The sequence below is a fragment of the Verrucosispora sp. TAA-831 genome (assembly GCF_050780145.1).
Classification (GTDB): Bacteria; Actinomycetota; Actinomycetes; order Mycobacteriales; family Micromonosporaceae; genus Micromonospora.
This window is the reverse complement of sequence record NZ_CP192240.1, coordinates 4,857,008-4,881,737: the sequence shown is the minus strand read 5'-3', so window position 1 is coordinate 4,881,737 and position 24,730 is coordinate 4,857,008. Positions and strand designations below refer to the sequence as shown.

At 71.2% G+C, this 24,730-nt stretch carries 21 protein-coding genes; 14 read left to right on the top strand and 7 right to left on the bottom strand.

Features of this window, described 5'->3' with window-relative positions:
- Positions 1–9: 9 nt before the first annotated feature.
- Complete coding sequence (gene tkt, locus ACQVFL_RS21595; protein WP_396692841.1) at positions 10–2,148, bottom strand: transketolase; 2,139 nt, start codon at positions 2,146–2,148, stop codon at positions 10–12.
- A gap of 267 nt (positions 2,149–2,415) precedes the next feature.
- On the opposite strand from tkt, the gene ACQVFL_RS21590 reads away from it, so the two are divergent.
- The 3 genes from ACQVFL_RS21590 to ACQVFL_RS21580 all read left to right on the top strand — a co-directional run bounded on the left by ACQVFL_RS21590 (position 2,416) and on the right by ACQVFL_RS21580 (position 4,952).
- The gene (locus ACQVFL_RS21590) at positions 2,416–3,372 is read left to right on the top strand and encodes a heme o synthase (RefSeq protein ID WP_431727477.1); all 957 of its coding nucleotides are present in this window, start codon (positions 2,416–2,418) and stop codon (positions 3,370–3,372) included.
- A 301-nt stretch (positions 3,373–3,673) separates the two neighbouring features.
- Positions 3,674–4,009, top strand: a complete 336-nt coding sequence (locus ACQVFL_RS21585) for a hypothetical protein (RefSeq protein WP_117227172.1) — start codon at positions 3,674–3,676, stop codon at positions 4,007–4,009.
- A 31-nt stretch (positions 4,010–4,040) separates the two neighbouring features.
- Positions 4,041–4,952: an ATP-grasp domain-containing protein gene (locus ACQVFL_RS21580; RefSeq protein WP_431727476.1), complete on the top strand. Its 912-nt coding sequence runs from the start codon at positions 4,041–4,043 to the stop codon at positions 4,950–4,952.
- Positions 4,953–5,003: 51 nt separating this feature from the next.
- Here ACQVFL_RS21580 and ACQVFL_RS21575 read toward each other — a convergent pair whose 3' ends face one another.
- A complete protein-coding gene (locus tag ACQVFL_RS21575; protein ID WP_396692833.1) occupies positions 5,004–5,975 on the bottom strand; it encodes a heme A synthase in 972 nt (323 codons plus the stop codon).
- A gap of 98 nt (positions 5,976–6,073) precedes the next feature.
- Between ACQVFL_RS21575 and ACQVFL_RS21570 the strand changes: the two genes are divergently transcribed.
- The 8 genes from ACQVFL_RS21570 (at position 6,074) to ACQVFL_RS21535 (ending at position 12,845) form a co-directional block, all read left to right on the top strand.
- Positions 6,074–6,847: a helix-turn-helix transcriptional regulator gene (locus tag ACQVFL_RS21570; protein WP_396692831.1), complete on the top strand. Its 774-nt coding sequence runs from the start codon at positions 6,074–6,076 to the stop codon at positions 6,845–6,847.
- A complete protein-coding gene (sufB, locus tag ACQVFL_RS21565) occupies positions 6,844–8,274 on the top strand; it encodes a Fe-S cluster assembly protein SufB (protein WP_117227176.1) in 1,431 nt (476 codons plus the stop codon). The genes ACQVFL_RS21570 and sufB overlap by 4 nt, the downstream gene beginning before the upstream one ends.
- Before the next feature lie 82 nt (positions 8,275–8,356).
- Positions 8,357–9,502, top strand: coding sequence for a Fe-S cluster assembly protein SufD (gene sufD / locus ACQVFL_RS21560; protein WP_431727475.1), 1,146 nt, complete (start codon positions 8,357–8,359; stop codon positions 9,500–9,502).
- Complete coding sequence (locus ACQVFL_RS21555) at positions 9,502–9,828, top strand: non-heme iron oxygenase ferredoxin subunit (protein ID WP_396692827.1); 327 nt, start codon at positions 9,502–9,504, stop codon at positions 9,826–9,828. Before sufD ends, ACQVFL_RS21555 begins: the two co-directional genes overlap by 1 nt.
- Entirely contained in the window at positions 9,828–10,601 is a 774-nt protein-coding gene (gene sufC / locus ACQVFL_RS21550; RefSeq protein WP_131054272.1) for a Fe-S cluster assembly ATPase SufC, read from the top strand. Before ACQVFL_RS21555 ends, sufC begins: the two co-directional genes overlap by 1 nt.
- 25 nt (positions 10,602–10,626) lie before the next feature.
- Complete coding sequence (locus ACQVFL_RS21545; protein WP_396692824.1) at positions 10,627–11,931, top strand: cysteine desulfurase; 1,305 nt, start codon at positions 10,627–10,629, stop codon at positions 11,929–11,931.
- 39 nt (positions 11,932–11,970) lie between these two features.
- Positions 11,971–12,447: a Fe-S cluster assembly sulfur transfer protein SufU gene (gene sufU / locus ACQVFL_RS21540; protein WP_396692822.1), complete on the top strand. Its 477-nt coding sequence runs from the start codon at positions 11,971–11,973 to the stop codon at positions 12,445–12,447.
- Positions 12,444–12,845, top strand: a complete 402-nt coding sequence (locus ACQVFL_RS21535) for a metal-sulfur cluster assembly factor (protein ID WP_396692820.1) — start codon at positions 12,444–12,446, stop codon at positions 12,843–12,845. The genes sufU and ACQVFL_RS21535 overlap by 4 nt, the downstream gene beginning before the upstream one ends.
- Positions 12,846–12,984: 139 nt before the next feature.
- Here the strand turns inward: ACQVFL_RS21535 and ACQVFL_RS21530 are convergent, their stop codons facing one another.
- Entirely contained in the window at positions 12,985–14,853 is a 1,869-nt protein-coding gene (locus ACQVFL_RS21530; RefSeq protein WP_396692818.1) for a S8 family peptidase, read from the bottom strand.
- 569 nt (positions 14,854–15,422) lie between these two features.
- Between ACQVFL_RS21530 and ACQVFL_RS21525 the strand changes: the two genes are divergently transcribed.
- The 3 genes from ACQVFL_RS21525 to ACQVFL_RS21515 all read left to right on the top strand — a co-directional run bounded on the left by ACQVFL_RS21525 (position 15,423) and on the right by ACQVFL_RS21515 (position 21,045).
- Positions 15,423–16,079 carry a LysE family transporter gene (locus tag ACQVFL_RS21525; protein ID WP_396692816.1) on the top strand — a complete coding sequence of 219 codons (657 nt, stop codon included), beginning with the start codon at positions 15,423–15,425 and terminating at the stop codon, positions 16,077–16,079.
- A gap of 314 nt (positions 16,080–16,393) precedes the next feature.
- Positions 16,394–19,999 (top strand): M12 family metallo-peptidase, encoded by a 3,606-nt coding sequence (locus ACQVFL_RS21520; RefSeq protein WP_431727474.1) that lies wholly within the window; start codon positions 16,394–16,396, stop codon positions 19,997–19,999.
- 170 nt (positions 20,000–20,169) lie between these two features.
- Positions 20,170–21,045, top strand: coding sequence for a sulfurtransferase (locus ACQVFL_RS21515; protein ID WP_396692812.1), 876 nt, complete (start codon positions 20,170–20,172; stop codon positions 21,043–21,045).
- A 112-nt stretch (positions 21,046–21,157) separates the two neighbouring features.
- Here ACQVFL_RS21515 and ACQVFL_RS21510 read toward each other — a convergent pair whose 3' ends face one another.
- The 4 genes from ACQVFL_RS21510 to ACQVFL_RS21495 are packed head-to-tail and all read right to left on the bottom strand — an operon-like array spanning position 21,158 to position 24,727.
- Positions 21,158–22,642, bottom strand: a complete 1,485-nt coding sequence (locus ACQVFL_RS21510) for a mannitol dehydrogenase family protein (RefSeq protein WP_396692810.1) — start codon at positions 22,640–22,642, stop codon at positions 21,158–21,160.
- A complete protein-coding gene (locus ACQVFL_RS21505) occupies positions 22,639–23,574 on the bottom strand; it encodes a PfkB family carbohydrate kinase (protein ID WP_396692808.1) in 936 nt (311 codons plus the stop codon). Before ACQVFL_RS21505 ends, ACQVFL_RS21510 begins: the two co-directional genes overlap by 4 nt.
- The gene (locus ACQVFL_RS21500; RefSeq protein WP_396692806.1) at positions 23,571–24,122 is read right to left on the bottom strand and encodes an SIS domain-containing protein; all 552 of its coding nucleotides are present in this window, start codon (positions 24,120–24,122) and stop codon (positions 23,571–23,573) included. The genes ACQVFL_RS21505 and ACQVFL_RS21500 overlap by 4 nt, the downstream gene beginning before the upstream one ends.
- A complete protein-coding gene (locus ACQVFL_RS21495) occupies positions 24,080–24,727 on the bottom strand; it encodes an orotidine 5'-phosphate decarboxylase / HUMPS family protein (RefSeq protein WP_396692804.1) in 648 nt (215 codons plus the stop codon). Before ACQVFL_RS21495 ends, ACQVFL_RS21500 begins: the two co-directional genes overlap by 43 nt.
- Positions 24,728–24,730 lie beyond the last annotated feature (3 nt).

Sequence of the window (24,730 nt, the reverse complement as noted above, 5' to 3'; positions counted from 1 at the left end):
GCGCTCCCCTCAGTTGCCGGTCGTGAAACCGGTGATGTCACCGACCCGGGTCAGCGCCGCGTGCGCGGCGGCGACGATCCGGTCGGGGGTGAAGCCGAACTGCTCGAAGAGCACGGAGTGCGGGGCGCTCGCGCCGTAGTGCTCCAGGCTGACGCTCTCGCCGCAGTCGCCGACGATGGCCTGCCACGACATCGCGATGCCCGCCTCCACGCTCACCCGGGCCTTTACCCCGCGTGGCAGCACCGACTCCCGGTAGGCCTCGTCCTGCGCGAAGAACCACTCCTGGCAGGGCATCGAGACGACCCGGGTGGGGGTGCCGTCGGCCTCCAGCCGTTCCCGGGCGGTCAGGCAGAGCTGCACCTCGGAACCGGTGCCGACGATGATCACCTGAGGCTTGCCGTTGGACGCCTCGGCCAGCACGTAGCCGCCCTTGGCGGTGCCCTCGGCCCCGCCGAGCTGCGTCCGGTCCAGCGTGGGCAGCGCCTGCCGGCTCAGCGCCAGCGCGGTCGGCCGGTCGGTGTGCTCCAGCGCCTGCCGCCACGCCCACGCCGTCTCGTTGGCGTCGGCCGGCCGGACCACGTCCAGGCCGGGGATGGCCCGCAGCGCGGTCAGGTGCTCCACCGGCTGGTGGGTCGGACCGTCCTCGCCGAGACCGATCGAGTCGTGCGTCCAGACGTAGACCACCGGCAGCTTCATCAGCGCGGCGAGCCGCACGGCGGGACGCATGTAGTCGCTGAACACCAGGAACGTGCCGCCGTACGGGCGGGTGCCGCCGTGCAGGGCGATGCCGTTGAGGATGGCGCCCATGGCGTGCTCGCGGATGCCGAAGTGCAGCGTCCGGCCGTACTCGTGGCCGGGGAACTCCTTCGTCGCGAACTGGCTGGGCACGAAGGAGGGCTCGCCCTTCATCGTGGTGTTGTTGCTCTCCGCCAGGTCGGCGGAGCCGCCCCAGAGCTCGGGCAGCACCGGCGCGAGCGCGGCGAGCACCTTGCCGGAGGCGGCCCGGGTGGCGACGCCCTTGGCATCGGCGGGGAACTCCGGCAGCGCCTCGGCCCAGCCGTCGGGCAGGATCCGCCCGGCCAGCCGGTCGTACAGCGCGCGGCGCTCCGGGTTGGCCTCGGACCAGGTGCCGAAGGCGGTGCTCCACTCCTGCTGGGCGGCGTCGCCACGACCCAGCGTGCCACGGGTGTGGGCGAGCACCTCCTCGGTGACCTCGAACGTGCCGGCCGGGTCGAAGCCGAGGATCTCCTTGGTGGCGGCCACCTCGTCGGCGCCCAGCGCCGAGCCGTGGATCTTGCCGGTGTTCTGCTTGTTCGGTGCGGGCCAGCCGATGATGGTGCGCAGCCGGACGAACGACGGGCGACCGGTCTCGGCCTTGGCGGCCAGCAGCGCCTGGTACAGCTCGTCGACGTTCTCGTGGTAGTCGCCCTGGTCGGCGTCGCCGGTACGCCAGTCGACCGTCTGCACGTGCCAGCCGTACGCCTCGTAGCGGGCCGCGACGTCCTCGCTCAACGCGATCCGGGTGTCGTCCTCGATCGAGATCTCGTTGTCGTCGTAGACCACGCAGAGGTTGCCCAGTTGCTGGTGCCCGGCCAGCGCGCTGGCCTCGTGGGTGATGCCCTCCTCGATGTCGCCGTCGGAGGCGATGCACCAGATGTGGTGGTCGAAGACCGACTCACCCGCCTCGGCCTCCGGGTCGAACAGGCCGCGCTCCCGGCGCGCCGCCATGGCCATGCCGACGGCGTTGCCCAGGCCCTGTCCGAGCGGGCCGGTGGTGGTCTCGACACCCGGGGTGTGCCCGTGCTCGGGGTGACCCGGTGTGAGCGAGCCCCACTGCCGCAGTGACCTGAGGTCGTCCAGGCTCAGCGGGTAGCCGGCGAGGAAGAGCTGGATGTAGAGCGTCAGGCTGGAGTGACCGGCGGAGAGTACGAAGCGGTCCCGGCCGGGCCAGTTCGGGTCGGCGGGGTTGTGACGCATCACCCGGTTGAACAGCAGGTACGCCGCAGGGGCGAGACTCATCGCGGTGCCCGGGTGGCCATTGCCGGATTTCTCCACGGCATCTATGGCCAGGACGCGGACGGTGTCCACGGCACGGCGGTCGAGGTCGGACCAGTCAAGTGCGGGGTGCGCAGGTCGGTTGGCAGCCACGGTGGTTTGTGCTCCTCGGCGAGATGGGCGGAACCCTCACAGGTGACCCTATCGAGCGCCACTAAACGTGCGCCCGAGGATCTCAGCATGCTGGTCTGTACGTTTCCGTTCCGCCCAGCGGTTCAGTCGCGGGTGTGACGGCCCGCACCGTTACCGGGTCGCCCGGGCAGCCAAAACGACAACGCGTAGTGTGTGGGGCGGTGTGTGGACCCCGGGCGGGTCCCCGCCGCCGTGACCTCCCCTGCCGAAGCCGGAAGGTGGCAATCCGTGAGCATGATCACCGAGCGCCCCGTCAGCAACCCTGCCGGGCAGACGCCGGTGCGCGCGACGGAGGAGGTGCCGGTCCGCTCCCGCGACCTGCGGGCGGTGGTGGCGGCGTACGTGACGCTGACCAAGCCGCGGATCGTGGAGTTGCTGCTGGTCACCACGGTGCCGGCGATGATGCTCGCGCAGGGCGGGATGCCGTCGTTGTGGCTGGTCGCGGTGGTGCTGGTGGGCGGGTCGCTCGCCGCCGGTGCGGCCAGCGTCCTGAACTGCTACATCGACCGGGACATCGACCAGGTGATGCGGCGTACCAAGCGTCGTCCGCTGCCGGCGCACACGGTGACGCCGCGTAACGCGCTGGTCTTCGGTCTGGTGCTGGCGGTGGTCTCGGTGGCGCTGATGGCGGCGTTCACCAACCTGCTCGCCGCCGGTCTGACGCTGGCCGCCATCGTCTACTACGACGTGGTCTACACGCTCTGGTTGAAGCGGACCACGGCGGCGAACACGTTCTGGGGCGGCGCGTGCGGGGCGGCGCCGGTGCTGATCGGCTGGGCGGCGGTGACCGGATCGCTGTCGCCGATCGCCTGGGCGCTGTTCGCGGTGGTCTTCTTCTGGCAGATGCCGCACTTCTACCCGCTGGCGATGAAGTACAAGGACGACTACGCCCGGGCCGGTATCCCGATGCTGCCGGTGGTGGCGTCGGTGCGGCGGGTCAACACGGAGATCATCCTGTTCGCCTGGCTCACGGTGCTCACCTCGCTGTCCGTCTGGGCGCTGGGCCTGAGCGCGGTCTACGGCGTGCCGACGCTGGTGGTGGGCGCGATCTTCCTGGTCGAGGCGCACAAGCTGGCCGGTCGGGCCAGCCGGGGTGAGCCGGTCAAGCCGATGCGGCTGTTCCACTGGTCCACCACGTACCTGACCATCGTCTTCGCCGCCGCCGCGCTCGACGCCCTGATCTGACGCAAGGAAGGGCACCTTCCTACCGTCTCGCGTATAGGAAGGGTCCCTTCCTAACAATCGGCCTGCGACGAACGAATGTCGTTTGTCTGCTTTGTCGCACTATTGACACCCACCGCATGATCGGTCTGATCCGACCTTGCCTGATGGCATTGATGGCGCTCTGCGGCGCCGATTAGGGTGATTCGACCGGATAAATTCGGTCAAAACTCCTGGTGGGGGTCTTAAACCAGCAGGTAATCGGTATCACAAAAGCTTCCCTGTTCTCGCCCTTTCGCTTGCATCTCTGCTTAGGCTTCGCGTTATGGCAGATGGTTCCGATACGACGCTGACGGCTGATCAGACCGCCTCCGGCGTGGCCCCGAGCGGGCTGGTCGCGGGTATCAAGTCGTTCGCCGCCGGGCACGGCGGGGCGAAGGCGGTCATCGAGTACGTCGGCAAGCGTGGGGCGCGGATCGTCCTGGTGGGTTCGGACGGTGCGTGGGGCGACCAGTTCGCGGAGGACACCGGGGTCGCCCGGGAGGCGTGCGCGGCGGCTGGTGTCGCCGTGGAGAACGCCTGGGAGCGGGAGTTGATGGACCAGATGCGGCCCAGCAACGACCTCTGGCGTTCGATGGCCCGCCGCACCATGGCCCGCTAGACAAGCCGCACTACAGATAGATAGAGATAGATTGACTAACCACCACCAGTCGACCCGGGGGAAACCCCGGGTCGCTCTCGTCACCTGTACCGAACTGGCCGACCTGGAGCCGGACGACCGCCTCGTGATCGGCCCGCTCGCCGACCGCGGGGTCACCGCCGAGCCGGTCGTCTGGGACGACCCGGCCGTCGACTGGTCCGGCTACGACCTGGCGATGCTCCGCTCGCCGTGGGACTACATATCCCGCCGCGACGAGTTCGTCGCCTGGGCGACCCGGGTCCCCCGACTGGCCAATCCGGCCGACGTGGTGCGCTGGAACACCGACAAGCGCTACCTCGACGAACTGTCCGCCGCCGGTGTGCCGACGGTCCCCACCGCCTGGGTGGCCCCCGGCGAGCAGTGGCGACCACCGGCCGACACCGGCGAGTACGTCGTCAAGCCCTCGGTCAGCGCGGGCAGCCAGGACACCGGCCGCTACGACCTGGCCGACCCGGAACACCGCGACCTCGCCGTGGCCCACGTACGTCGGCTGGGCGCGGCCGGCCGGGTCGCCATGATCCAGCCGTACCTGAGCGCGGTGGACTCGGCCGGCGAGACCGCGCTGCTCTACTTCGCCGGTCCGGACGGGCCGACGTTCAGTCACGCCATCCGTAAGGGACCGATGCTCGCCGGGCCGGACCTCGGCGTGGGCGGCCTGTACCGGGCCGAGGAGATCGCCGCACGCACCGCCGGTGCCGATGAGCTCGCGGTGGCGCAGCGGACGCTCGCGGCCGTGCCCGGCGGACCGGAGCGCCTGCTCTACGCCCGGGTGGACCTGATCCCCGGCTCGGACGGGGCGCCGGTGCTGGTGGAGCTGGAGCTGACCGAGCCGTTGCTGTTCCTCGGGCACGCCGACGGTGCCGCCGACCGCCTCGCGGACGCGATCCTCGCCCGGATGGGCTGATCGTTCCCGTTCCGGCCGGTGTCGCACCGGCCGGGGCCCGCGGGTGTCTTCTCAGGCGTGCGCGGCTACCGGCTGCTCGGCCGCCGCGGACCTCTCGTCCGGTGCCGGGCCGACCGGGCGGCGTTCCCGGATCGACCAGAGCACCGCCAGCGTGCAGAGCCAGACCAGGCAGGACCCGAGCATGTGCGCGCCGACCAGCAGCACCGGCAGGTTGGTCAGGTACTGCACGAGGCCGATCACACCCTGGGCCAGCTCGACCGCGAGCAGCACTCCGGCGGCCCGTACGGCGCGGGCCGGCGCGCCGACCGCGCGTAGCGCCAACCAGAGGCCGACGGTCAGGCCGATCAGCAGGAAGACCAGGTCGGCGTGTACCTGGGAGACGGTCTGCGGGTCGAGGCCGTTGCGGACGGCGTTCGCGTCGCCCGCGTGCGGGCCGCTGCCGGTGACGGCCACCCCGACCACGATCACCGCGGCACTGGCCAGCACGGTCAGCCAGGTCAGCGTCCGCAGCGCGGAGGGCACCACCGGCACCGTCGGCCCGTCCGGCTCGCGCACCCGCCGCCAGAGGGCGTACGCGACGAGCAGCAGCACCATCGAGACCACGAAGTGGATGCCGACCACCGAGGGGTGCAACTGGGTGCGGACGGTGATCCCGCCGATCACCGCCTGCGCCACGATGCCGAGCACCACGCCCAGGGCCAGCGGCACCGTGCCCCGGCGGCGCGGCCGGTGTGCCAGCACGGCCAGCAGCGTGGCGCCCGCGATGAACACCAGCGCGAAGGTGAGCAACCGGTTGCCGAACTCGATCACCCCGTGCACGCCCATCTCGGCGGTGGTGGTGTACGAGTCGTCGGTGCACCGGGGCCAGGTGGGGCAGCCGAGGCCCGAGGCGGTGAGCCGGACCGCCCCGCCGGTGACGACGATCACCGTGTTCGCGACGATGTTGGCGTACGCGAGTCGGCGCAGCAGGGTGGTGGAGACCGAGAATCGGGCGGGTCGCTTCACGAAGCGAATCCTACGCACCGTAGTTGACGCCGATCGGGTGACTCCGCCCGCTCGGTGGTTCGGATCACCGGACCCCGCGTTTGCAGGCGCCTGGCGAATTACGTAACGTGGGCGTTGTGAAAAAGGCGGCAGGGCTCCCCGGGCACCCGCCGGCAGCCGGTTCGGCCGCCGGTGGCCCGGTGTCGTCCGCCCCGGATGCGCCCGCCGCCGACCTGTCGACCCGGGACCGGGTCACCCAGTTGCTGCTGGAGCGTCGCGCCGCCACCGCCGCCCAGCTCGGCGACGCGCTGGGGCTCAGCCCGGCGGCGATCCGCCGGCACCTGGACGCCATGCTCGCCGACGGTGACGTGGTGGCCCGCGAGCAGACCGTACGCGGTCACCGTGGTCGGGGACGCCCGGCCAAGGTGTTCCTGCTGACCGACGCGGCCCGGAGCCGCTGCGGCACCCACCACTACGACAACATGGCCACCGCGGCGCTGCGGTGGATCGCCCGTACCGGCGGCTCCCGCGCGGTGGAGGACTTCGCCGCCGAGCAGGTGGCCGCGTTGGAGGCACGCTGTCGGGCCGCCCTGAGCGACGCCGGGGACGATCCGATGGCGCGTGCCGAGGCACTCGCCGCGGCGTTGACCGCCGAGGGATACGCTGCCAGTGCGTCCACGATCGCTTCCGGCGGCCAGCTCTGCCAGCACCACTGCCCGGTGGCGCACGTGGCCGCCGAGTTCCCTGCGTTGTGCGAGGCCGAGACCACGGTGATCTCTCGCCTGGTCGGCACCCACGTGCAGCGCCTGGCCACCATCGCGCACGGCGACGGGGTGTGCACCACGCACATTCCGGGTTCGTCGCCTGCCCAGTCCGGTAAGACCGTCACCACTGTGAGGACAGATAGATGACCGAGCAGATCGTCCAGCCCCTGACCCAGGAGGAGCAGCTCGCCGCCCTGGGCAACTACGAGTACGGCTGGGCCGACCCGGACGTCGCCGGGGCGGTCGCCCAGCGTGGCCTCAGCGAGGCGGTGGTGCGGGACATCTCGGCCAAGAAGAACGAGCCGGCGTGGATGCTCGACCTGCGGCTCAAGGGCCTGCGGCTGTTCGGGCGCAAGCCGATGCCGGCCTGGGGCGCCGACCTCACCGGGATCGACTTCGACAACATCAAGTACTTCGTGCGTTCCACCGAGAAGCAGGCCGCGAGCTGGGAGGACCTGCCGGAGGACATCAAGAACACCTACGACAAGCTGGGCATCCCGGAGGCGGAGAAGCAGCGCCTCGTCGCCGGTGTGGCCGCCCAGTACGAGTCCGAGGTGGTCTACCACAAGATCCGCGAGGACCTGGAGGAGCAGGGTGTCCTCTTCCTGGACACCGACACCGCCCTCAAGGAGCACGAGGACGTCTTCAAGGAGTACTTCGGCACGGTGATCCCGGTCGGCGACAACAAGTTCGCCGCCCTGAACACCTCCGTCTGGTCCGGCGGCTCGTTCATCTACGTGCCGAAGGGCGTGCACGTGGAGATCCCGCTGCAGGCGTACTTCCGGATCAACACCGAGAACATGGGCCAGTTCGAGCGGACGCTGATCATCGTCGACGAGGGCGCGTACGTGCACTACGTCGAGGGCTGCACCGCGCCGATCTACTCCTCGGACTCGCTGCACAGCGCCGTGGTGGAGATCATCGTCAAGAAGAACGCCCGGTGCCGCTACACGACCATCCAGAACTGGTCGAACAACGTCTACAACCTGGTCACCAAGCGCGCGGTGTGCCACGAGGGCGCGACCATGGAGTGGATCGACGGCAACATCGGCTCCAAGGTGACCATGAAGTACCCGGCGGTCTACATGACCGGCGAGCACGCCAAGGGCGAGGTGCTCTCGGTGGCGATGGCCGGCGAGGGTCAGCACCAGGACGCCGGTGCCAAGATGGTGCACGCCGCGCCGCACACCAGCAGCACGATCGTGTCGAAGTCCATCGCCCGGGGCGGCGGCCGGACCTCCTACCGGGGCCTGGTGCAGGTCCTGGAGGGCTCGCACAGCAGCGCCAGCACGGTCAAGTGCGACGCCCTGCTGGTGGACACCATCTCCCGCTCCGACACCTACCCGTACGTCGACATCCGCGAGGACGACGTGTCGATGGGGCACGAGGCGACCGTCTCCAAGGTCAGCGAGGACCAGCTCTTCTACCTGATGAGCCGGGGCCTGAGCGAGGACGAGGCGATGGCGATGATCGTGCGCGGCTTCATCGAGCCGATCGCCAAGGAACTGCCGATGGAGTACGCCCTGGAGCTCAACCGCCTGATCGAGTTGCAGATGGAGGGCGCGGTCGGCTGACCCGCCCACCGGCGGGCCGGCTCGCGTCGGCCCGCCACCCTCGCACCACAGACCGTCGTCGTGAGAACAGACCAAGGACGAGATGACTACCCAGGCTTCCGCGCCGCCGCCGAGCACCAAGTCGCAGGCGCTGCGCTCGTACGACGTCGCCGACTTCCCGGCCCTGACCGGCCTGGAGGAGGAATGGCGTTTCACCCCGCTCAAGCGGTTGCGCGGGCTGGTCGGTGACGACCGCACCGCGACCGGCACGGTCCGGCACGAGTACGCCGACCTGCCCGAGGGCGTGACGGTGCAGCGCGTCGACCGGGACGACGAGCGGGTCGGCAGCGTGCTGACCCCGTTCGACCGGGTCAGCGCGCTGGCGTACGGCGGTGCCGGGCAGGCGCTGCTGGTGCGGGTCGCCCGGGAGGCCGTACCGGCCGGGCCGGTGACCGTGCGGGTGGTCGGCGAGAGCGCCGACGGCGTGGCCTTCGGGCACACGGTCGTGCAGGTGGAGCGCTTCGCCGAGGCGACCCTGGTGCTGGAGCACGTCGGTTCGGCGACGCTGGCCGACAACGTCGAGGTGACCGTGGCCGACGGCGCGAAGCTGACCCTGGTCACCGTCTCCGACTGGGCCGACGACGCGGTGCAGGCGCAGCACCTCAAGGTGAAGCTGGGCCGGGACGCCCGTGTGGTGCACGTCCAGGCCACGCTCGGCGGCGACCTGGTGCGCCAGTTCACCACCGTCGAGTACACCGACCGGGGTGGCGAGGCCGAGTTGTACGGCGTCTACTTCGCCGACTCGGGCCAGCACCTGGAGCACCGCCAGCTCGTCGACCACACCGTGCCGGACTGCCGCAGCTACGTCGGCTACCGGGGCGCGTTGCAGGGCGAGAGCGCCCGGACGGTCTGGGTCGGCGACGTGCTGATCCGCGCCGAGGCGACCGGCACCGACACGTACGAGATCAACCGGAACCTGCTGCTCACCGACGGCGCCCGGGCCGACTCCGTGCCGAACCTGGAGATCGAGACCGGCGAGATCGCGGGTGCCGGGCACGCCAGCGCCACCGGCCGCTTCGACGACGAGCAGTTGTTCTACCTGATGGCCCGGGGCATCCCGGAGGCCGAGGCCCGCCGCCTGGTGGTGCGCGGCTTCTTCGCCGAGCTGCTCAACAAGATCCCGGTCGAGGAGCTGCGCGAGCGGCTCGGGGCGACCATCGAGGCCCGCCTGACCAAGGCCGGCGCCTGATGATCCGTGTCTGCGCCGTCGAGGACGTGCCGAAGGGCACCGCGGTCAGCGCCGACATCGACGGCACCGCGATCGCGCTCGTGCACGCCGAGGACGACGTGTTCTACGCCGTGCACGACGAGTGCTCGCACGCCGCGGTGGCCCTCTCCGAGGGGGAGGTGTCCGGCTGCACCCTGGAGTGCTGGCTGCACGGCTCCCGCTTCGACCTGCGTACCGGCGAGCCGAGCGGGCTGCCGGCGACCGAACCCGTACCCGTCTATCCCGTCGAAGTCCGCGACGGCGACATCTACGTCAGCCTGACGCCGAGTAATGGAGTGACCCGATAATGAGCACCTTGGAGATCCGTGACCTGCAGGTGTCGGTCAAGCTGCCCGAGGGTGAGCTCAAGCCGATCCTGGCCGGTGTCGACCTGACCGTGCGCTCCGGTGAGACGCACGCGATCATGGGCCCGAACGGCTCCGGCAAGTCGACCCTGGCGTACTCGATCGCGGGTCACCCGAAGTACGAGATCACCGGCGGGTCGGTCACCCTCGACGGCGTCGACGTGCTGGAGCTCTCCGTCGACGAGCGGGCCCGTGCCGGTCTGTTCCTCGCCATGCAGTACCCGGTCGAGGTGCCCGGTGTGTCGGTGGCGAACTTCCTGCGGACCGCCAAGACCGCGCTGGACGGCGAGGCGCCGAAGCTGCGTACCTGGGGCGGCGAGCTGCGGGGCGCCATGGAGCGCCTGCACATGGACCCGGCCTTCGCCCAGCGCAACGTCAACGAGGGCTTCTCCGGCGGTGAGAAGAAGCGGCACGAGATCGTGCAGCTCGAACTGCTCAAGCCGAAGATCGCCATCCTGGACGAGACCGACTCCGGCCTCGACGTGGACGCGCTTCGCGTGGTCAGCGAGGGCGTCAACCGGGTCCGCGACACCGGTGACACCGGCCTGCTGCTGATCACCCACTACACCCGCATCCTGCGCTACATCAAGCCCGACTACGTGCACGTCTTCGTGGCCGGCCGGATCGTCGAGGAAGGCGGCCCGGAGCTGGCCGACAAGCTCGAGGAAGAGGGCTACGAGCGGTACGTCGCCGGAGCCGGGTCGGCGCGGGCCTGAGCCGAGGGAAGGGCCGGTCACGACGATGACCACCATCGCGATCCCGTCCGGGATGCCGCAGTACGACGACGTGCCCGGCTACGACGTGGCGGCGGTACGTGCCGACTTCCCGATCCTCGATCGGGAGGTCAACGGGCATCCGCTGGTCTACCTGGACAGCGCCAACACCTCGCACAAGCCGCGTCAGGTGCTCGCTGTGCTGGACGAGCACTACCGTCGGCACAACGCCAACGTGTCCCGGTCGGTGCACACCCTGGGCACCGAGGCCACCGAGGCGTACGAGGGGGCCCGGGCGAGGATCGCCGCGTTCGTCAACGCGCCGAGCGCGGACGAGGTGGTGTTCACCAAGAACTCCACCGAGGCGATCAACATCGTCGCGTACGCCTTCTCCAACGCCTCGCTGCGCGCCGACGGCGACCCGCGGTTCCGGCTCGGGCCCGGTGACGAGGTGGTGATCTCCGAGATGGAGCACCACTCGAACATCGTGCCGTGGCAGTTGCTCTGCGAGCGGACCGGCGCGACGTTGCGCTGGTTCCCGGTCACCGACAACGGCCGGCTGGACGAGTCGGGGCTGACGGACCTGGTCAACGAGCGGACGAAGATCGTCTCGCTGGTGCACATGTCCAACATCCTCGGCACGGTCAACGCCACCTCGCGGATCACCGCACGGGTGCGCGAGGTGGGTGCGCTGTTGCTGCTGGACTGCTCGCAGTCGGTGCCGCACATGCCGATCGACGTGGTCGACCTGGACGCCGACTTCATCGTCTTCACCGGGCACAAGATGTGCGGTCCGACCGGCATCGGGGTGCTGTGGGGGCGGGCCGAGCTGCTGGCGGCGATGCCGCCGGTCTTCGGCGGTGGCTCGATGATCGAGACGGTGTCGATGGACGGCTCGACGTACGCGCCGCCGCCGGCCCGGTTCGAGGCGGGTACTCCGCCGATCGCCGAGGCGGTCGCGCTCGGTGCCGCGGTGGACTACCTGACCGGCCTCGGTATGCGGGCGATCCAGTGGCACGAGAAGCAGCTCACCGCGTACGCGTTGGACGCTCTGGCGACCGTGCCGGGCCTGCGGATCTTCGGTCCGGAGGTGCCGGTGGGTCGGGGTGGCACGATCTCGTTCGCCCTGGCCGACGTGCACCCGCACGACGTGGGGCAGGTGCTCGACTCGCTCGGTGTGCAGGTGCGGGTGGGTCACCACTGCGCCCGCCCGGTCTGCCGGCGCTTCGGGGTCCCGGCGACCACGCGGGCCTCGTTCTACCTCTACACCACCACCGAGGAGATCGACGCCCTGGTGGCGGGTCTGGAACAGGTGCGGACGGTGTTCCGATGAGCCGGGCGACGTCCGGCGACTCGACGGGAGGTCGGCCCGATGCAGCTTGAGTCGCTCTACCAGGAGATCATCCTGGATCACTACAAGCACCCGCACGGCCGTGGCCTGCGGGACGCCGCCGACCCGGCGGCGCAGGTCGGCGAGGCGCACCACGTCAACCCGACCTGCGGCGACGAGGTGACCGTCCGGGTGGCCACCGACGGCACCGTGCTGCACGACGTGTCGTACGACGGCATGGGCTGTTCGATCAGCCAGGCGTCGGCGAGCGTGCTGCACGAGTTGCTGACCGGTCGGGACACGGCGGCGGCGTTCGAGGTGCACGAGGCGTTCGTGGCGCTGTTGTCCAGCCGTGGCCAGGTCACGGCGGACGAGGAGGTACTCGGCGACGGGGTGGCGTTCGAGGGTGTCGCCCGCTATCCCGCCCGGGTCAAGTGCGCGCTGTTGCCGTGGATGGCGTTCAAGGACGCCGCGGCACGCGCCGGTGTGGGCGCGAGCCCGACGGAGGTGAAGGCATGACCGAGGAAACCAGCACGCCGGAGAACGGGGCCGTGGCCACCGAGGCTGCCTCGCCGGTCGCGGCGACCGGCGGCAAGGCCGCCGTCGCCGACATCGAGGAGGCGATGAAGGACGTCGTCGATCCGGAGTTGGGCATCAACGTGGTCGACCTGGGTCTGGTGTACGGCGTGCACGTCGACGACGACAACATCGCGACCCTGGACATGACGTTGACCTCGGCGGCCTGCCCGCTGACCGACGTGATCGAGGACCAGGCCCGCCAGGCGCTGACCACCGGTCCGGGGGGCGGCCTGGTCGGCGACATCCGGATCAACTGGGTCTGGTTGCCGCCGTGGGGGCCGGACAAGATCACCGACGAGGGGCGTGACCAGCTCCGCTCGCTCGGCTTCAACGTCTGAGCTGACGACACGGCGCCCGGAGCCCGGCTGTTGGCCGGGGACTCCGGGCGCCGTCGTGCGCGCGGTGGGTGTCCGGGGCGACGCGCGCCCCGGTCGCTCGCGACGGCGGACGGTGTGAGCCGCCCGCCGTCGCGTCAGGTCACAGGGTCAGCGTCCAACTGTCCAGGTAGCCGGTGTCGGCGCTGGCGGAGTCCTGGACCCGCAGCTTCCAGGCGCCGTCGGCGGCCTTGCCGGACAGGTCGCGGGTGTAGGTCTGGAAGATGTTGTCGGCGCTGCCGCCGGTGCGGTTGTGCAGCACGTAGGCGGTGCCGTCCGGGGCGATCAGCGAGACGGTCAGGTCACCGATCCAGGTGTGGAAGATGCGTACCTCGACGGTGCTGGTGGCACTGGCGGCGCGCCCGCACCCGTGGATCACGATGGTGCTCTCGATGGTGCTGTTGTCGTTGATCGGGTAGTCGGTGGCGTTGCCCTGGGTGCAGCCGGGCGGGCCGTTCACGGTGAGCGTGAAGGTGGCGCCCTGGGTGGTCTCCGGCCCGGTGCCGAGCACGGTCACCGTGTAGAGACCGGGCACGGTGCCGGCGTCGGCGCTCAGGGTCAGCGTGGCGGTGTCGCCGGAGGTGACGGTGGTCGGGCTGAAGCTCGCGGTCACTCCGGTCGGCAGGCCGCTGACGCTGAGTGCGACGCTGTGCGGCGTACCGACCGTGGTGGTGGTGCCGACCGTGGTCGTGGTCGAGTCGCCCGGGTCGACGGTGCCGCTGCCCGGGGCGAGGGTGAGGGCGAAGTCCTGGGTGGGCGGCACGATGTTGCCGGTGTAGAGCAGCTTGTTCGGCGAGCCGACGCCCGGGTTGGTGACCACGCCGTCGGTGGCGTCGGCGACCAGCAGGTCGCGGATCTGCTGCGGGCTGTAGCCGGGGTTGGCGGCCACGGCCAGGGCGGCGGCACCGGCCACGTGCGGGGCGGCCATCGAGGTGCCGTTGATGGTGTTGGTGGCGGTGTCGCTGCCGATCCAGGCCGAGGTGATCGCGCTGCCCGGGGCGAAGACGTCCACGCAGGTGCCGAAGTTGGAGTAGCTGGCGCGGGCGTCGGTGCTGGTGGTCGCGCCGACGGTGATCGCCTCCGGGGTGCTGGCCGGCGAGTAGTTGCAGGCGTTGGCGCTGCTGTTGCCGGCGGCGACCGCGTACACCACGCCGTCGGCGACGGACCGGGCGACCGCGTCGTTGGTGGCCTGGTCGCGGCCACCGCCGAGGCTCATGTTCGCCACCGCCGGCTCGCCCGGCTGGTGATCCGCGGTGACCCAGTCGATGCCGGCGATGACCTGCGCGTAGGTGCCGCCGCCGCCGTTGTCCAGCACCCGTACGCCGACCAGGGTCACGCCCTTGGCCACGCCGTACGCGGTGCCGCCGACCGTGCCAGCGACGTGGGTGCCGTGGCCGTTGCCGTCGTCGGCGCTGCCGCCGTCGATGGCGTCGAAGCCGGTGACGGCCCGCCCGCCGAAGTCGTTGTGGGAGAAGCGGATGCCGGTGTCGATGATGTACGCGGTGACTCCGGTGCCGTCGTTGGGGTAGGCGTAGCTGTTGTTCAGCGGCAGCGCCCGCTGGTCGATGCGGTCCAGGCCCCAGGACGGGGTGGGGGACTGGGTGTCGGCGATGCTGACGGTGCGGTTCTGCTGGACGTACTCGACGGACGGGTGGGCCGCCAGCCGCTTGGCCGCCCGCTCGGTCAGCCGGGCCTCGAATCCGCGCAGGGCGTCCCGGTAGGTGCGGGCGATGCTGCCGCCGTGCCGTTCGGCGAGGGTCTTGGCGGTGGCCCCGACCTGTGCCCGGCTGACCGCCGAGTCCTTGAGTACGACGATGTACGAGTCGGCGACGGCGGCGGCGTCGCCGGCGTGCACGATCGCACCCTCGGCGGGAGCGGCCTGGGCGGGCGCGGCGACCGCCACCAGGGTGAGTGTCGCCGCAGCGGTGAGGGCGAGGCGCCAGGGACGCCGGGACGGCTGGGAGAGGAGCATCTCCCGCCTCCTTTCGATGCGCAGCCGACCCGTTTGTGACGGGCCGACCGGTGACCGTGGAGCGGACTGACACAGATGGTAGGACCTCAACGCATCGATGTTGAGAGATATAATTCGCCCCGCGAATCGCGTAGCATGGTGGATTTCAGCATCCACGATCATGAATCATTTGGTCGAAACAAGCCGGAAACGTGGGCCATTGGTGGGAGGTGGGCGTTGTCCGTTGTGGATGCTCATAAACGTCCCGTGGTCAGGGCGAGTGTCGGCTGGCGAATCGGGTGTGTCCGCTACTGATCCACATGATTCGACCGGGAATGATTGTCGGACGGCAATTCGTTGCGGGGATGTTCGCAATTCGGTCCCATTGACGAGACGCGTGGACAGACAGCCTGCGGCTCGTCAACCGGGGCTCCGGTGGGAGCCGCGGTAAATGCGTGGCACCGGCCGCGCGTGGGGCGTAAGGATGGCGGCGTGCGGACGTACCCGATGATGCCCTGCCCGGTCGCCGTGCCCGTCGCCACGGGCCGACAGCCGGTCGCGCCCGGGTCCCCGCCACCCGACCCGCCGTCGTGACCGGCGCGTTCCTGGCCGGCGTGGTCGCCGGCTACGGCGTCGCCGTCCCGGTCGGTGCCATCGCGGTGCTCATCGTGGGGCTCACCGCGCGCACCTCGTTCCGGGTCGGTGCCTCCGCCGCGCTCGGGGTGGCCACCGCCGACGGCCTCTACGCCGCGGTCGCGGCGTTCGGCGGCGCGGTCGTGGTCGGCTGGCTCGCCCCGCTCGCCACACCGCTGCGGCTGGTCGCCGTCGCGGTGCTGCTCGCCCTCGCCGCGCACGGCGCGTGGCGGGCGCTGCGCACCGTCGGCCCGACCCGGCCGCCGCCGGGTGCCGACGGTGGTCCGGCCCCCGGTGCGGTGCGGCGCGGGCTGGACACCCCGCTGCGGGCGTACGTCGGGATCCTCGCGCTGACCCTGCTCAACCCGGCCACCGTCGTCTACTTCACCGCGTTGGTGCTCGGTCGCGGTGGCCGGGACGGTTCCGGGGCGGGCACGGCGGCGCTGTTCACCCTCGGGGTGTTCATGGCCTCGGCCAGTTGGCAACTCGTGGTCGCGGCCGGCGGCACGCTGCTCGGCCGAACGCTCACCGGCGCGCGGGGACGACTGGTCACCGCCCTGCTGTCGAGCGCCATCATCGCGGCACTCGCCGTCGCCCTGCTGCTCGGCGGTTGACCCTCCGAAACGGACCGTCGACAGTGTGACGATCTCGTGAAGGTCGCGTTGCGTCGAGCGCGGACGGCCCTCTCCCAGAGGATCTTCCCCTGTTCGGCTGATGTTCGTCCTCCGCCGTCCGTCTAGGGTCTGCCCCATCCATCGATCACCCGCACTGCCCGTCGACCCGGACGGTGCGGTCGGTCGCACCCCCTCATCACCAGGGAGACGAGTTGAGGAGCTTCCTCACCCCTCGACCGGGCGGACGGTCCGGACACACCCGGTCACACCGACCCCGCCTGGCCGCCACGCTGGCCGTGGCATTGGTGGCGACGATGTCACCGGTCCTGCTCACCTCCACCCCGGCCGCTGCCGCCCCGTCGGCCGACGGCCCGTGGCGCAAGGTGGACGGCACACCCGCCGCCACCAAGTCGGGCCGTCCAGCGGCCATCGAGGCGACGAGACTGGCCGCCTACACACTGGACCGGGCCGGCATGGCGCGCCTGCTGGAGAGGGCACCGGCGGAGCAGCGCCGCGCGGCGGGCCAGCCGCAGCAGGTGGTGTCCCTGCCCGCTCCCGACGGCACGTTCCAGCGGTTCGCGCTGGTCGAGTCGCCGGTGATGGAGCCGGAGTTGGCCGCCGCCCACCCGGAGATCAGCACGTATGCCGGCACCGGCCTGGACGACCCGACCGCGACGATCCGGGCCGACCTCACCCCGCTGGGCTTCCACGCCTCCGTCCGGTCCGCCGACGGGGCCTGGTACATCGACCCGTACTACCACCGCGACCAGAGCCTGTACGCCAGCTACTTCGCCCGCGACCTGACGAACCAGAACGGTGAGTTCGTCGAGCGCGAGGACGTCGAGTCGGCGGCGCACCACCTGCACGACGAGATCGAGGAGGCGCACGACGAGCCGGTCGCCGGCCCGCTGGTGACCCTGCGCACCTACCGCCTCGCCTTCGTCACCGACCCGTCGTACGCCACCTTCTTCGGCGTGGAGAACGTGACCGCCGCGAAGGTCACGCTGATCAACCGGGTGAACCAGATCTACGAGGACGAGACCGCGATCCGGCTCGTCCTGGTCAACGACACCGAGAAGACGAACCTGAACACCCCGGCGTTGGCCACCGAGCCCAACGGCCCCTGTGGCAGCTCCGGTTGCTACACCCCGGCACAGCTCACCGGATGCAGCAGCGGTCTGCTCAACCGCAACCGGATCGTGCTCGGCCAACTCGTCGGCGCGGGCAACTACGACGTCGGCCACATCGGTCTCGGCCTCAGCGGCGGCGGTGTCGCCGGTCTCGGCGTGGTCGGCGGCGACGGCAAGGCGCGCGGCTGCACCGGCCTGCCCAACCCGGTCGGCGACTACTTCGCCGTCGACTACGTGGCACACGAGATCGGGCACCAGTTCGCCGGCAACCACACCTTCAACGGCAACCAGTGGAACTGCTCGGGCGGCAACCGCAGCGCGGCCAACTCGTACGAGCCGGGCAGCGGCTCGTCGATCATGGCGTACGCGGGCATCTGCCAGCAGGACAACCTCCAGCCGCACACCGACCCGTACTGGTCGCACCGGACCTTCACCGAGATCACGAACTACGTGACGTCGAACCGGCCGGCGATCAACGAGGTGCAGACCGTCTCGCTGCGCGACTTCGACACCGCCGGTGACTCGTTCACCCTCGGCTACGGGGCCGCGACCTCGGCGCCGATCGTGCGCGGGGCCAACTACACCACCGCCGGGATCAAGGCCGCCATCGAGTCGATCGCGGGCTGGCCGGCGGGTGCGACGGTCACCGTGGCCGCCTTCGGGGGCAGCGGCACGCTCAACGACACCGGATTCCAGGTCACCTTCGGCGGCACCCTGGCCGCGACCAACGTGGCCCCGCTGACCCTGGGCGACCTCACCGGCGTCACCGGTTTCGTCGGCGAGACCGCCAAGGGCGGTGCCGTCGACAACGGCGGCCACCTGGTCGAGCAGACCACCAACCACGCCCCGATGGTCACCGTGCCGGACGGCCTCACCATCCCGGTGCGTACGCCGTTCGCGCTCACCGGCAGCGCCACCGACGTCGACGGCGACACGCTCACCTACCTGTGGGAGCAGAACGACCGGGGCGGCAGTGCCGGTACCGCACTGATGAACAACACCAAGACCAACGGACCGCTGTTCCGGGTCTTCGGCGAACCGGCGTGGGTGTCGCCCGAGGACGCCCTGAAGTACCACTCACCGGGCCAGAACGCCGTCACCACCGACTCGACCCGGGTCTTCCCGGACCTCGCGCAGGTGCTGGTCGGCAACACCAACGCCCGGACGGGCGCCTGCCCGACCCCGCCGGCACCACCGGCCAGCGGCAGCGCCTCCAACGTCCCGCCGGAGATCCTGGACTGCTACTCGGAGTTCCTGCCCACCCGGGACTGGGTCGGTGTGAACAACGACCGGACCCTGAACTTCAAGCTCACCGCCCGGGACGGTCGGCCGGGCGGCGGCGGCATCGGCAGTGCCGACATCGCGCTGCGGCTGGCTCCGGACGCCGGACCGTTCCTGGTCACCTCGCAGGCGGAGGCCGCCGTGCTCGACGGTGGTACGTCCCAGACCGTCACCTGGGACGTCGCCGGGACCGACGCGGCACCGGTGAACGTGAGCCACGTGAAGATCACGCTCTCGGTCAACGGTGGCGACAGCTTCCCGTACGTGCTGGCCGAGAGCACGCCGAACACGGGTGGCGCGACGGTGACCCTGCCCAACGTGGCGACCGACGAGGCGCGGATCAGGATCGAGGCGGTCGACAACGTCTTCTTCGCCGTCAACGACGCCGAGTTCGGCGTCCGCTCCGCCCCCGAGGTGTCCACCGACGCCCCGACGGACGGCGTCGGCGTGCAGTACAGCGACGCGCTGGCGCCGACGGTGACGGTCCGGGCGACCGACGCCGACGGTGCCGGATCGGCGCTGACCGCGACCGCCACCGGCCTGCCCGCCGGTCTGGCGCTCACCGTGGCCGGCACCTCCGGGCCGGACACCCGTCCCGGCACCCGGAGCTGGACGGTCACCGGCACCACCTCGGCGGCCCCGGGCACGTACCCGGTCACCGTCACGGTGACCGACGGCACCGGGCTGGTCGGCAGCACCACGTTCACCGTCACCGTCGCCCCGGAGAACGCGGCCGTGACCTGGGCCGGGGACACCCTGGTCAGTACCGCGACCGCCGGTGCCGCCGGTCGCGTCCTGTTGCGGGCGGTGCTGCGGGACAGCTCCGTGCTGCCGTCGTCGGCCGACACCACCGGCGGTGACCTGCGGACCGCCACGGTGACCTTCACCGCGGGCGGGGCCACGCTCTGCACCGCTCGCGTGGACCTGGTCGCCCCGGCCACCACCACCGGCACGGCGGCCTGCACGGCGACCCTGCCGGCGGGGGCGCACACGGTGACCGCCACGGTCGGTGGCAACTACACCGGGAACACCGCCGCCACGGTGACGGTCGCCCGTTCCGACGGTGGATTCCTCACCGGGGGCGGTCACCTGACCGTCACCCGGTCGGCCGGTACCCACCCGGCGGACCGGGCGTCGAAGGTGTCGGTGAACCTGAACGCGAAGCCGGCCACCGCGAAGAAGGCGGCGTCGGGCCACGCGGAGATCACGTACCGGTCCGGCGGCACCGACTACACGGTGCGGACCAGCGCGGTCGACGGTCTCGGCATCACCTCGGCCGGTAAGTTCGCGTCGCTGCGATACCAGGCCGCGCTCTACGACGGCCGGGGCAAGCTGGTGGCCGCCGGCCTGACCCTGGCCGTGACGGTGACCGACCGGGGTGCTCCCGGGCGGCACGACACCGTGGGGATCACCCTCTGGCAGGGCGGCACCCTGGTCTTCTCGTCCGACTGGACGGGAGCCGGGACCGGCGAGGTGGCGCTGACCGGCGGCAACCTCACCGTGCACTGAGCGGCGGGCAGGCCGGGCAGGTGCGTCCTGCCCGGCCTGCCGTCCGTCGATTGCCACCACCAGAACACCGGTGAGCTCCACCACTCGTCGGAATATCCGCAGGTCGGAGTCGTATTGTCGCGAAGGTAATCCCGATTGCCCAGATAGGAAATCCGGCGACAGGAGGACTCATGGCCAGCACCCTCGACCTGCCCACCCCGCTCGTGTCCACCGAGTGGCTCGCCCAGCACCTCGACCACCCGGACCTGCGGATCCTCGACGCGACCGTGCACCTGGCCCCGCCGAGTGAGGCCGGCCAGGACTGGTCCCAGACCTCCGGCCGCCCCGAGTACCTGACCGCCCACATCCCGTCGGCGGCGTTCGCCGACATCATCGACGACCTCTCCGAGCCGGACGGCGGCTGGTTCACCCGGCCCTCCCCGGAACGCTTCGCGGCGGCGGCGGGGCGACTCGGCATCGGCCCGGACACGGCGGTCGTGGTCTACGCGGCCAACGTCTTCTGGGCCACCCGGGTCTGGTGGCTGCTGCTCGCGAACGGCTTCGACAAGGTGGCCGTCCTGGACGGCGGATTCGGCAAGTGGACCGCCGAGGGCCGGCCGACCCGTGACGGCGAGGAGAGCTACCCGCCCGCGCAGTTCGTCGGTACGCCCCGTCCGGAGCTGTTCGCCGATCTGGACGAGGTCAAGCAGGTGGTGGAGAGCGGCAGCGGAGCCTGCCTGATCAACTCGCTGTCGCCGGAGGACCACCACGCCACCGAGACGATCAGCTACGCCCGCCCCGGTCGGATCCCGGGCAGCCGCAACGTCTTCGTCGCCGCCCTGCTCGACCCGACCGACGGGACCTTCCGGTCGGTGCCGGAACTGCGGGAGATCTTCCAGGAGGTGCAGGCCCAGCCGGGCCGGAAGGTCACCTACTGCGGCGGCGGCATCGCCGCCACCGGTGACGCCCTGGCGCTGCGCCTGATCGGGGAGACCGACGTGGCGGTGTACGACGGTTCGCTGCGCGAGTGGACCAGCGACCCGTCGCTGCCCGTCGAGGTCGGCTGAGCACGCCGCGCCGCCCGTACGCCTTCCGGCCCGCCACGCCGTCGCACTGGCGGGCCGGAAGGCTGTGTGGCGTCGTCTCGGACCCCGGCTCAGCGGGACGGTGTCGACAGGCTCAGCGAGACGGTGTCGCCACGATCTGCCGGAGGGCGGCCCGGACGCCGCCGGTCCGGATCAGACGCAGGGCCTCGACGTAGGCCTCGACGAACCGGGGGGAGTCCGCGAGGGTGCCGAAGAGCGACCGGTCCTCGATGAAGGTGGTCGGGGCGTCCCCGTTGCGCCGCGCGGCAGCCATCAGACCGTCCCGGCGCGGATCCACCACGTCGATCGGCCGGCCCTGTTCGTCGGTGCCTTCGGCGTACCGTGCCCAGGCCGCCACCACGGCGGCGCAGACGCCCACCGGCCCGCCGTCGGCGAGCTGCGCGGTCACCACCGGCAGCAGGAACTTCGGGATCCGGTCCGAGGTGTCGGCGCAGATCCGGGTCAGCGGATCCTGGATCTCCGGGTTGCCGAAGCGCTCGACGACGGTGCGGCCGTACGCCCGGAAGTCGACCCCGGCGATCGGCTTGAGCGTGGGTACCGCCTCCTCGTCGATGTAGCGCAGCAGCAGCGCCCGGACGTCCGGGTCGGTGATGGCCTCGTGCACGTACCGGTGCCCCAGTAGGAAGCCGAAGTAGCAGAGCGCCTGGTGCGTGCCGTTGGCCAGGCGCAGCTTCATCAGCTCGTACGGCTCGACGTCCCCGACGATGTCCACACCGACGTCCTCCAGCGGCGGACGGCCGGCGACGAAGGTGTCCTCCAGCACCCACTGGTGGAACGGCTCGGCGGTGACCGGCCACCGGTCCCGGTAGCCGAAGGTCCGCTCCAGGTAGGCCCGGTCGGCGTCCACCGTCGCCGGGGTCACCCGGTCCACCATGGAGTTCGGGAAGGAGACCTCCTGCTCCATCCACCGGGCCAGCTCGGGGTCCTTCATCCCGGCGAAGCCGAGGAACGCGGCGCGCGACACCTTGCCGTTCTCCTGGATGTTGTCGCAGGACATGACGGTCAAGCCGCCCAGGCCACGGTCCCGTCGCAGGCGCATCGCCTGGAGCACCAACCCGAACGGTGTCGCGTTCGGCACGTCGGCGTCCAGGTCCGCGCGGATCGGGGCGGAGTCACCGGTGAACTCGCCGGTCACCTGGTCGATCCCGTACCCACCCTCGGTGATGGTCAACGACACCACGCGGGTGGCCGGGTCGGCGATGCGCTCCACGACGCCGGTCGGGTCCTGAGGGGCGTACCCGGTGCTGAGCAGCGAGCCGATCACCCGGTTGCGCCGGCTGCCGTCCGGCTCCTTCACCGTCAGCGTGTAGAGGTGGTCCTGCGCGGCGAGCCGGTTGCGGGTGCCCTCGTCGGCGGGGCGGACGCCCACGCCGTGCACCGCCCAGTCCAGTCCCTGCCCCCGGCGCAGCAGTTCGTCGAGGTACATCGCCTGGTGCGAGCGGTGGAAGTGCCCGACACCGAAGTGCACGATCCCGCCGCGCAGTGCCGCCCGGTCGTACCGGGGCGCCTCGACCTCGGTGGGCAGCGAGGTCAGGCTCGCGTTGCTCAGTTCCCTCATCGCTCTTTCCGTTCTGTGGGCCGCAGCGCGGCCAGGTTGCCGCCGGAGATCCGGCAGATGTCGGCCGCGAGGTCCATCGCCTCGCGGGCCAGATCGCGCCACCGCGCCGCGTCCAGGTCGACGCCGTCCTCGGCGAAGCCGCACACCAGGCGGGCGAGGGTGGCGTCTCCCGCACCCATCGTGTCGACGACGGGTCCGGGTCGGTCCGGTACGGGTGCGGTCGCCACGACACCGTCGGCCGTGTGCACCGACACGCCGTCGGCGGCCCGGGTCAGCACCACCACCCGTACCCCCGATCGCAGCAGCTCGGCCACGAACTGCTCGGGGTCCTCGACGTGCAGGTCGGCGAGGTCCTGCAGGCTCAGCTTGACCACGTCGGCGACGGTGGCGAGCCGGCGGAGCCCCGACCGGTAGGCCGCGACATCGCGCACCAGCGTGGGCCGCACGTTGGGGTCGACCACGAAGGTCCGTCCGGTCCGGCGGACGACGTCGACGAGCGCCTGCACCTGGTCGAGGTCGTCCAGCGGGTACGAGTTGACCACCAGGACGGCCCCGCCGCCCATGGTCGCCACGTCCGCCGCCGTGTACGCGTACCGCCGATCGTGGATGGCCGCGGAGAACTCGTAGACCGGCTCTCCCGCCACCCGCCGGGACGTCGCCGTTCCGGTCGGCAGCGCGCAGGACAGCGGTACCAGGGTGACGTCCTCGGCGGTGACCGCCTCCCGCAACCAGTCGCCGAGGCCGTCGGCGGAGACCGGTGACACCAGTGCCGCCGGTGTCCCGAGTCGCCGGACGCCGACGGCGAGGTTGAATCCGGCGCCGCCGGGGTGGCGGGCACGGGTGCCGTCCGCGTTCTCGATGACGTCGGCGAGCAGGTCGCCCACCACGACCACGCCGGACGGTGCTGTCCCGGCTCCGGTCGACGCGGTCACTGGAGATTGGTGTGGTTGTGGCTCATCGTGCCGGCCGGGTCCGGCAGCGCCCGCATCAGCTCCAGCACGACGGAGTCGAGCAGGATCAGTGCCGACTGCTCGAAGAGCGTGCCGCCGAACTGTCGGCTGGCGTCCGCCGGCAGGACGATCGAGCCGTCCGCGAGATCCCGTAGTGGGCTCTGACGTTGGTGGGTCACCAGCAGCACCTTCGCCCCCTCCGACCGGGCGATCCGGGCGAAGCCGACGCTGACCGGGGTCCGCCCGCTGCCGGACACGATCACCAACGTGTCGCCCGAGCGCACCGACGGTGCGGTGGCCTCGCCGACGAAGTGCGCCGCCAGGCCGAGGTGCATGAATCGCATCGCGGCCATCTGTGCGGCGAGCCCGGAGCGGCCCTGCCCGGAGAGGAACAGTCGGCCGCCGGCCACGTCGTCGAAGCAGGAGACGAAGCGGTCGTACTCGTCGACGGGCAGCGCCGCGAGGACGGACCTCAGCTCGGTGCCGCTCAGGTGCCAGGAGTCGACAGGTCGACCTGTGCTCTGATCCATGCCGCTTCTCCTTCCGGGTCGGTGGCCTCGGTGACGCCCGAGCCGATCACGACGATGTCGGGGGCGACCGCCAGGGCGCGGGCGAGGTTGGCGCGTCCGATGCCGCCGGCCAGGGAGACGCGGAATCCGCGCGCCCGGCGTTGGGCCACCCGGTCGATGTGGTCCTCGGTGCCGAGTCCGGCCCGCCGGGTGTCGGACGGGGCGTGCAGGGCCAACCAGACGTCCTGTGGTGCCCGGCCGTCCAGCAGGGTCTCCGCGTCCAGCTCGCCGTCGAGGATGGTGTCGAGCACCACCTCCCGCCCGTACCGCCGGGCGACCTCGTCGGTGTCGCGGCGGGTGGCGGGGGAGGCGTGCGCGAGCACGGTCATCATGGCGGCCCCGGCGGCGAAGACCATCTCGGCCTCCAGGCGTCCGCCGTCGGCCGTCTTGGTGTCGGCGAGCACCGGTGTGTCCGCGCCGAGTTCCCGGACGGTGCTGATGGCGGCGAGCCCGAAGCGCTTGAGTACGGGCGTGCCGACCTCGATGAGGTCGAAGTACCGGCCGACGCGCGGGATGAGCGCGAAGTGCTCCGGCGCGTCGATGGCGAGTTGCAGTCGGATCGCCACGGC

What these genes read in the sequence shown, in the direction of transcription:
- sufB (WP_117227176.1), top strand. Translation starts at nt 6,844, where the DNA reads ATGACCGAGCAGATCGTCCAGCCCCTGACCCAGGAGGAGCAGCTCGCC.
- ACQVFL_RS21545 (WP_396692824.1), top strand. Translation starts at nt 10,627, where the DNA reads ATGACCACCATCGCGATCCCGTCCGGGATGCCGCAGTACGACGACGTG.
- sufU (WP_396692822.1), top strand. Translation starts at nt 11,971, where the DNA reads ATGCAGCTTGAGTCGCTCTACCAGGAGATCATCCTGGATCACTACAAG.
- sufC (WP_131054272.1), top strand. Translation starts at nt 9,828, where the DNA reads ATGAGCACCTTGGAGATCCGTGACCTGCAGGTGTCGGTCAAGCTGCCC.
- ACQVFL_RS21535 (WP_396692820.1), top strand. Translation starts at nt 12,444, where the DNA reads ATGACCGAGGAAACCAGCACGCCGGAGAACGGGGCCGTGGCCACCGAG.
- sufD (WP_431727475.1), top strand. Translation starts at nt 8,357, where the DNA reads ATGACTACCCAGGCTTCCGCGCCGCCGCCGAGCACCAAGTCGCAGGCG.
- ACQVFL_RS21515 (WP_396692812.1), top strand. Translation starts at nt 20,170, where the DNA reads ATGGCCAGCACCCTCGACCTGCCCACCCCGCTCGTGTCCACCGAGTGG.
- ACQVFL_RS21530 (WP_396692818.1), bottom strand. Translation starts at nt 14,853, where the DNA reads ATGCTCCTCTCCCAGCCGTCCCGGCGTCCCTGGCGCCTCGCCCTCACC.
- ACQVFL_RS21555 (WP_396692827.1), top strand. Translation starts at nt 9,502, where the DNA reads ATGATCCGTGTCTGCGCCGTCGAGGACGTGCCGAAGGGCACCGCGGTC.
- ACQVFL_RS21520 (WP_431727474.1), top strand. Translation starts at nt 16,394, where the DNA reads ATGTCACCGGTCCTGCTCACCTCCACCCCGGCCGCTGCCGCCCCGTCG.
- ACQVFL_RS21585 (WP_117227172.1), top strand. Translation starts at nt 3,674, where the DNA reads ATGGCAGATGGTTCCGATACGACGCTGACGGCTGATCAGACCGCCTCC.
- ACQVFL_RS21500 (WP_396692806.1), bottom strand. Translation starts at nt 24,122, where the DNA reads ATGGATCAGAGCACAGGTCGACCTGTCGACTCCTGGCACCTGAGCGGC.
- ACQVFL_RS21510 (WP_396692810.1), bottom strand. Translation starts at nt 22,642, where the DNA reads ATGAGGGAACTGAGCAACGCGAGCCTGACCTCGCTGCCCACCGAGGTC.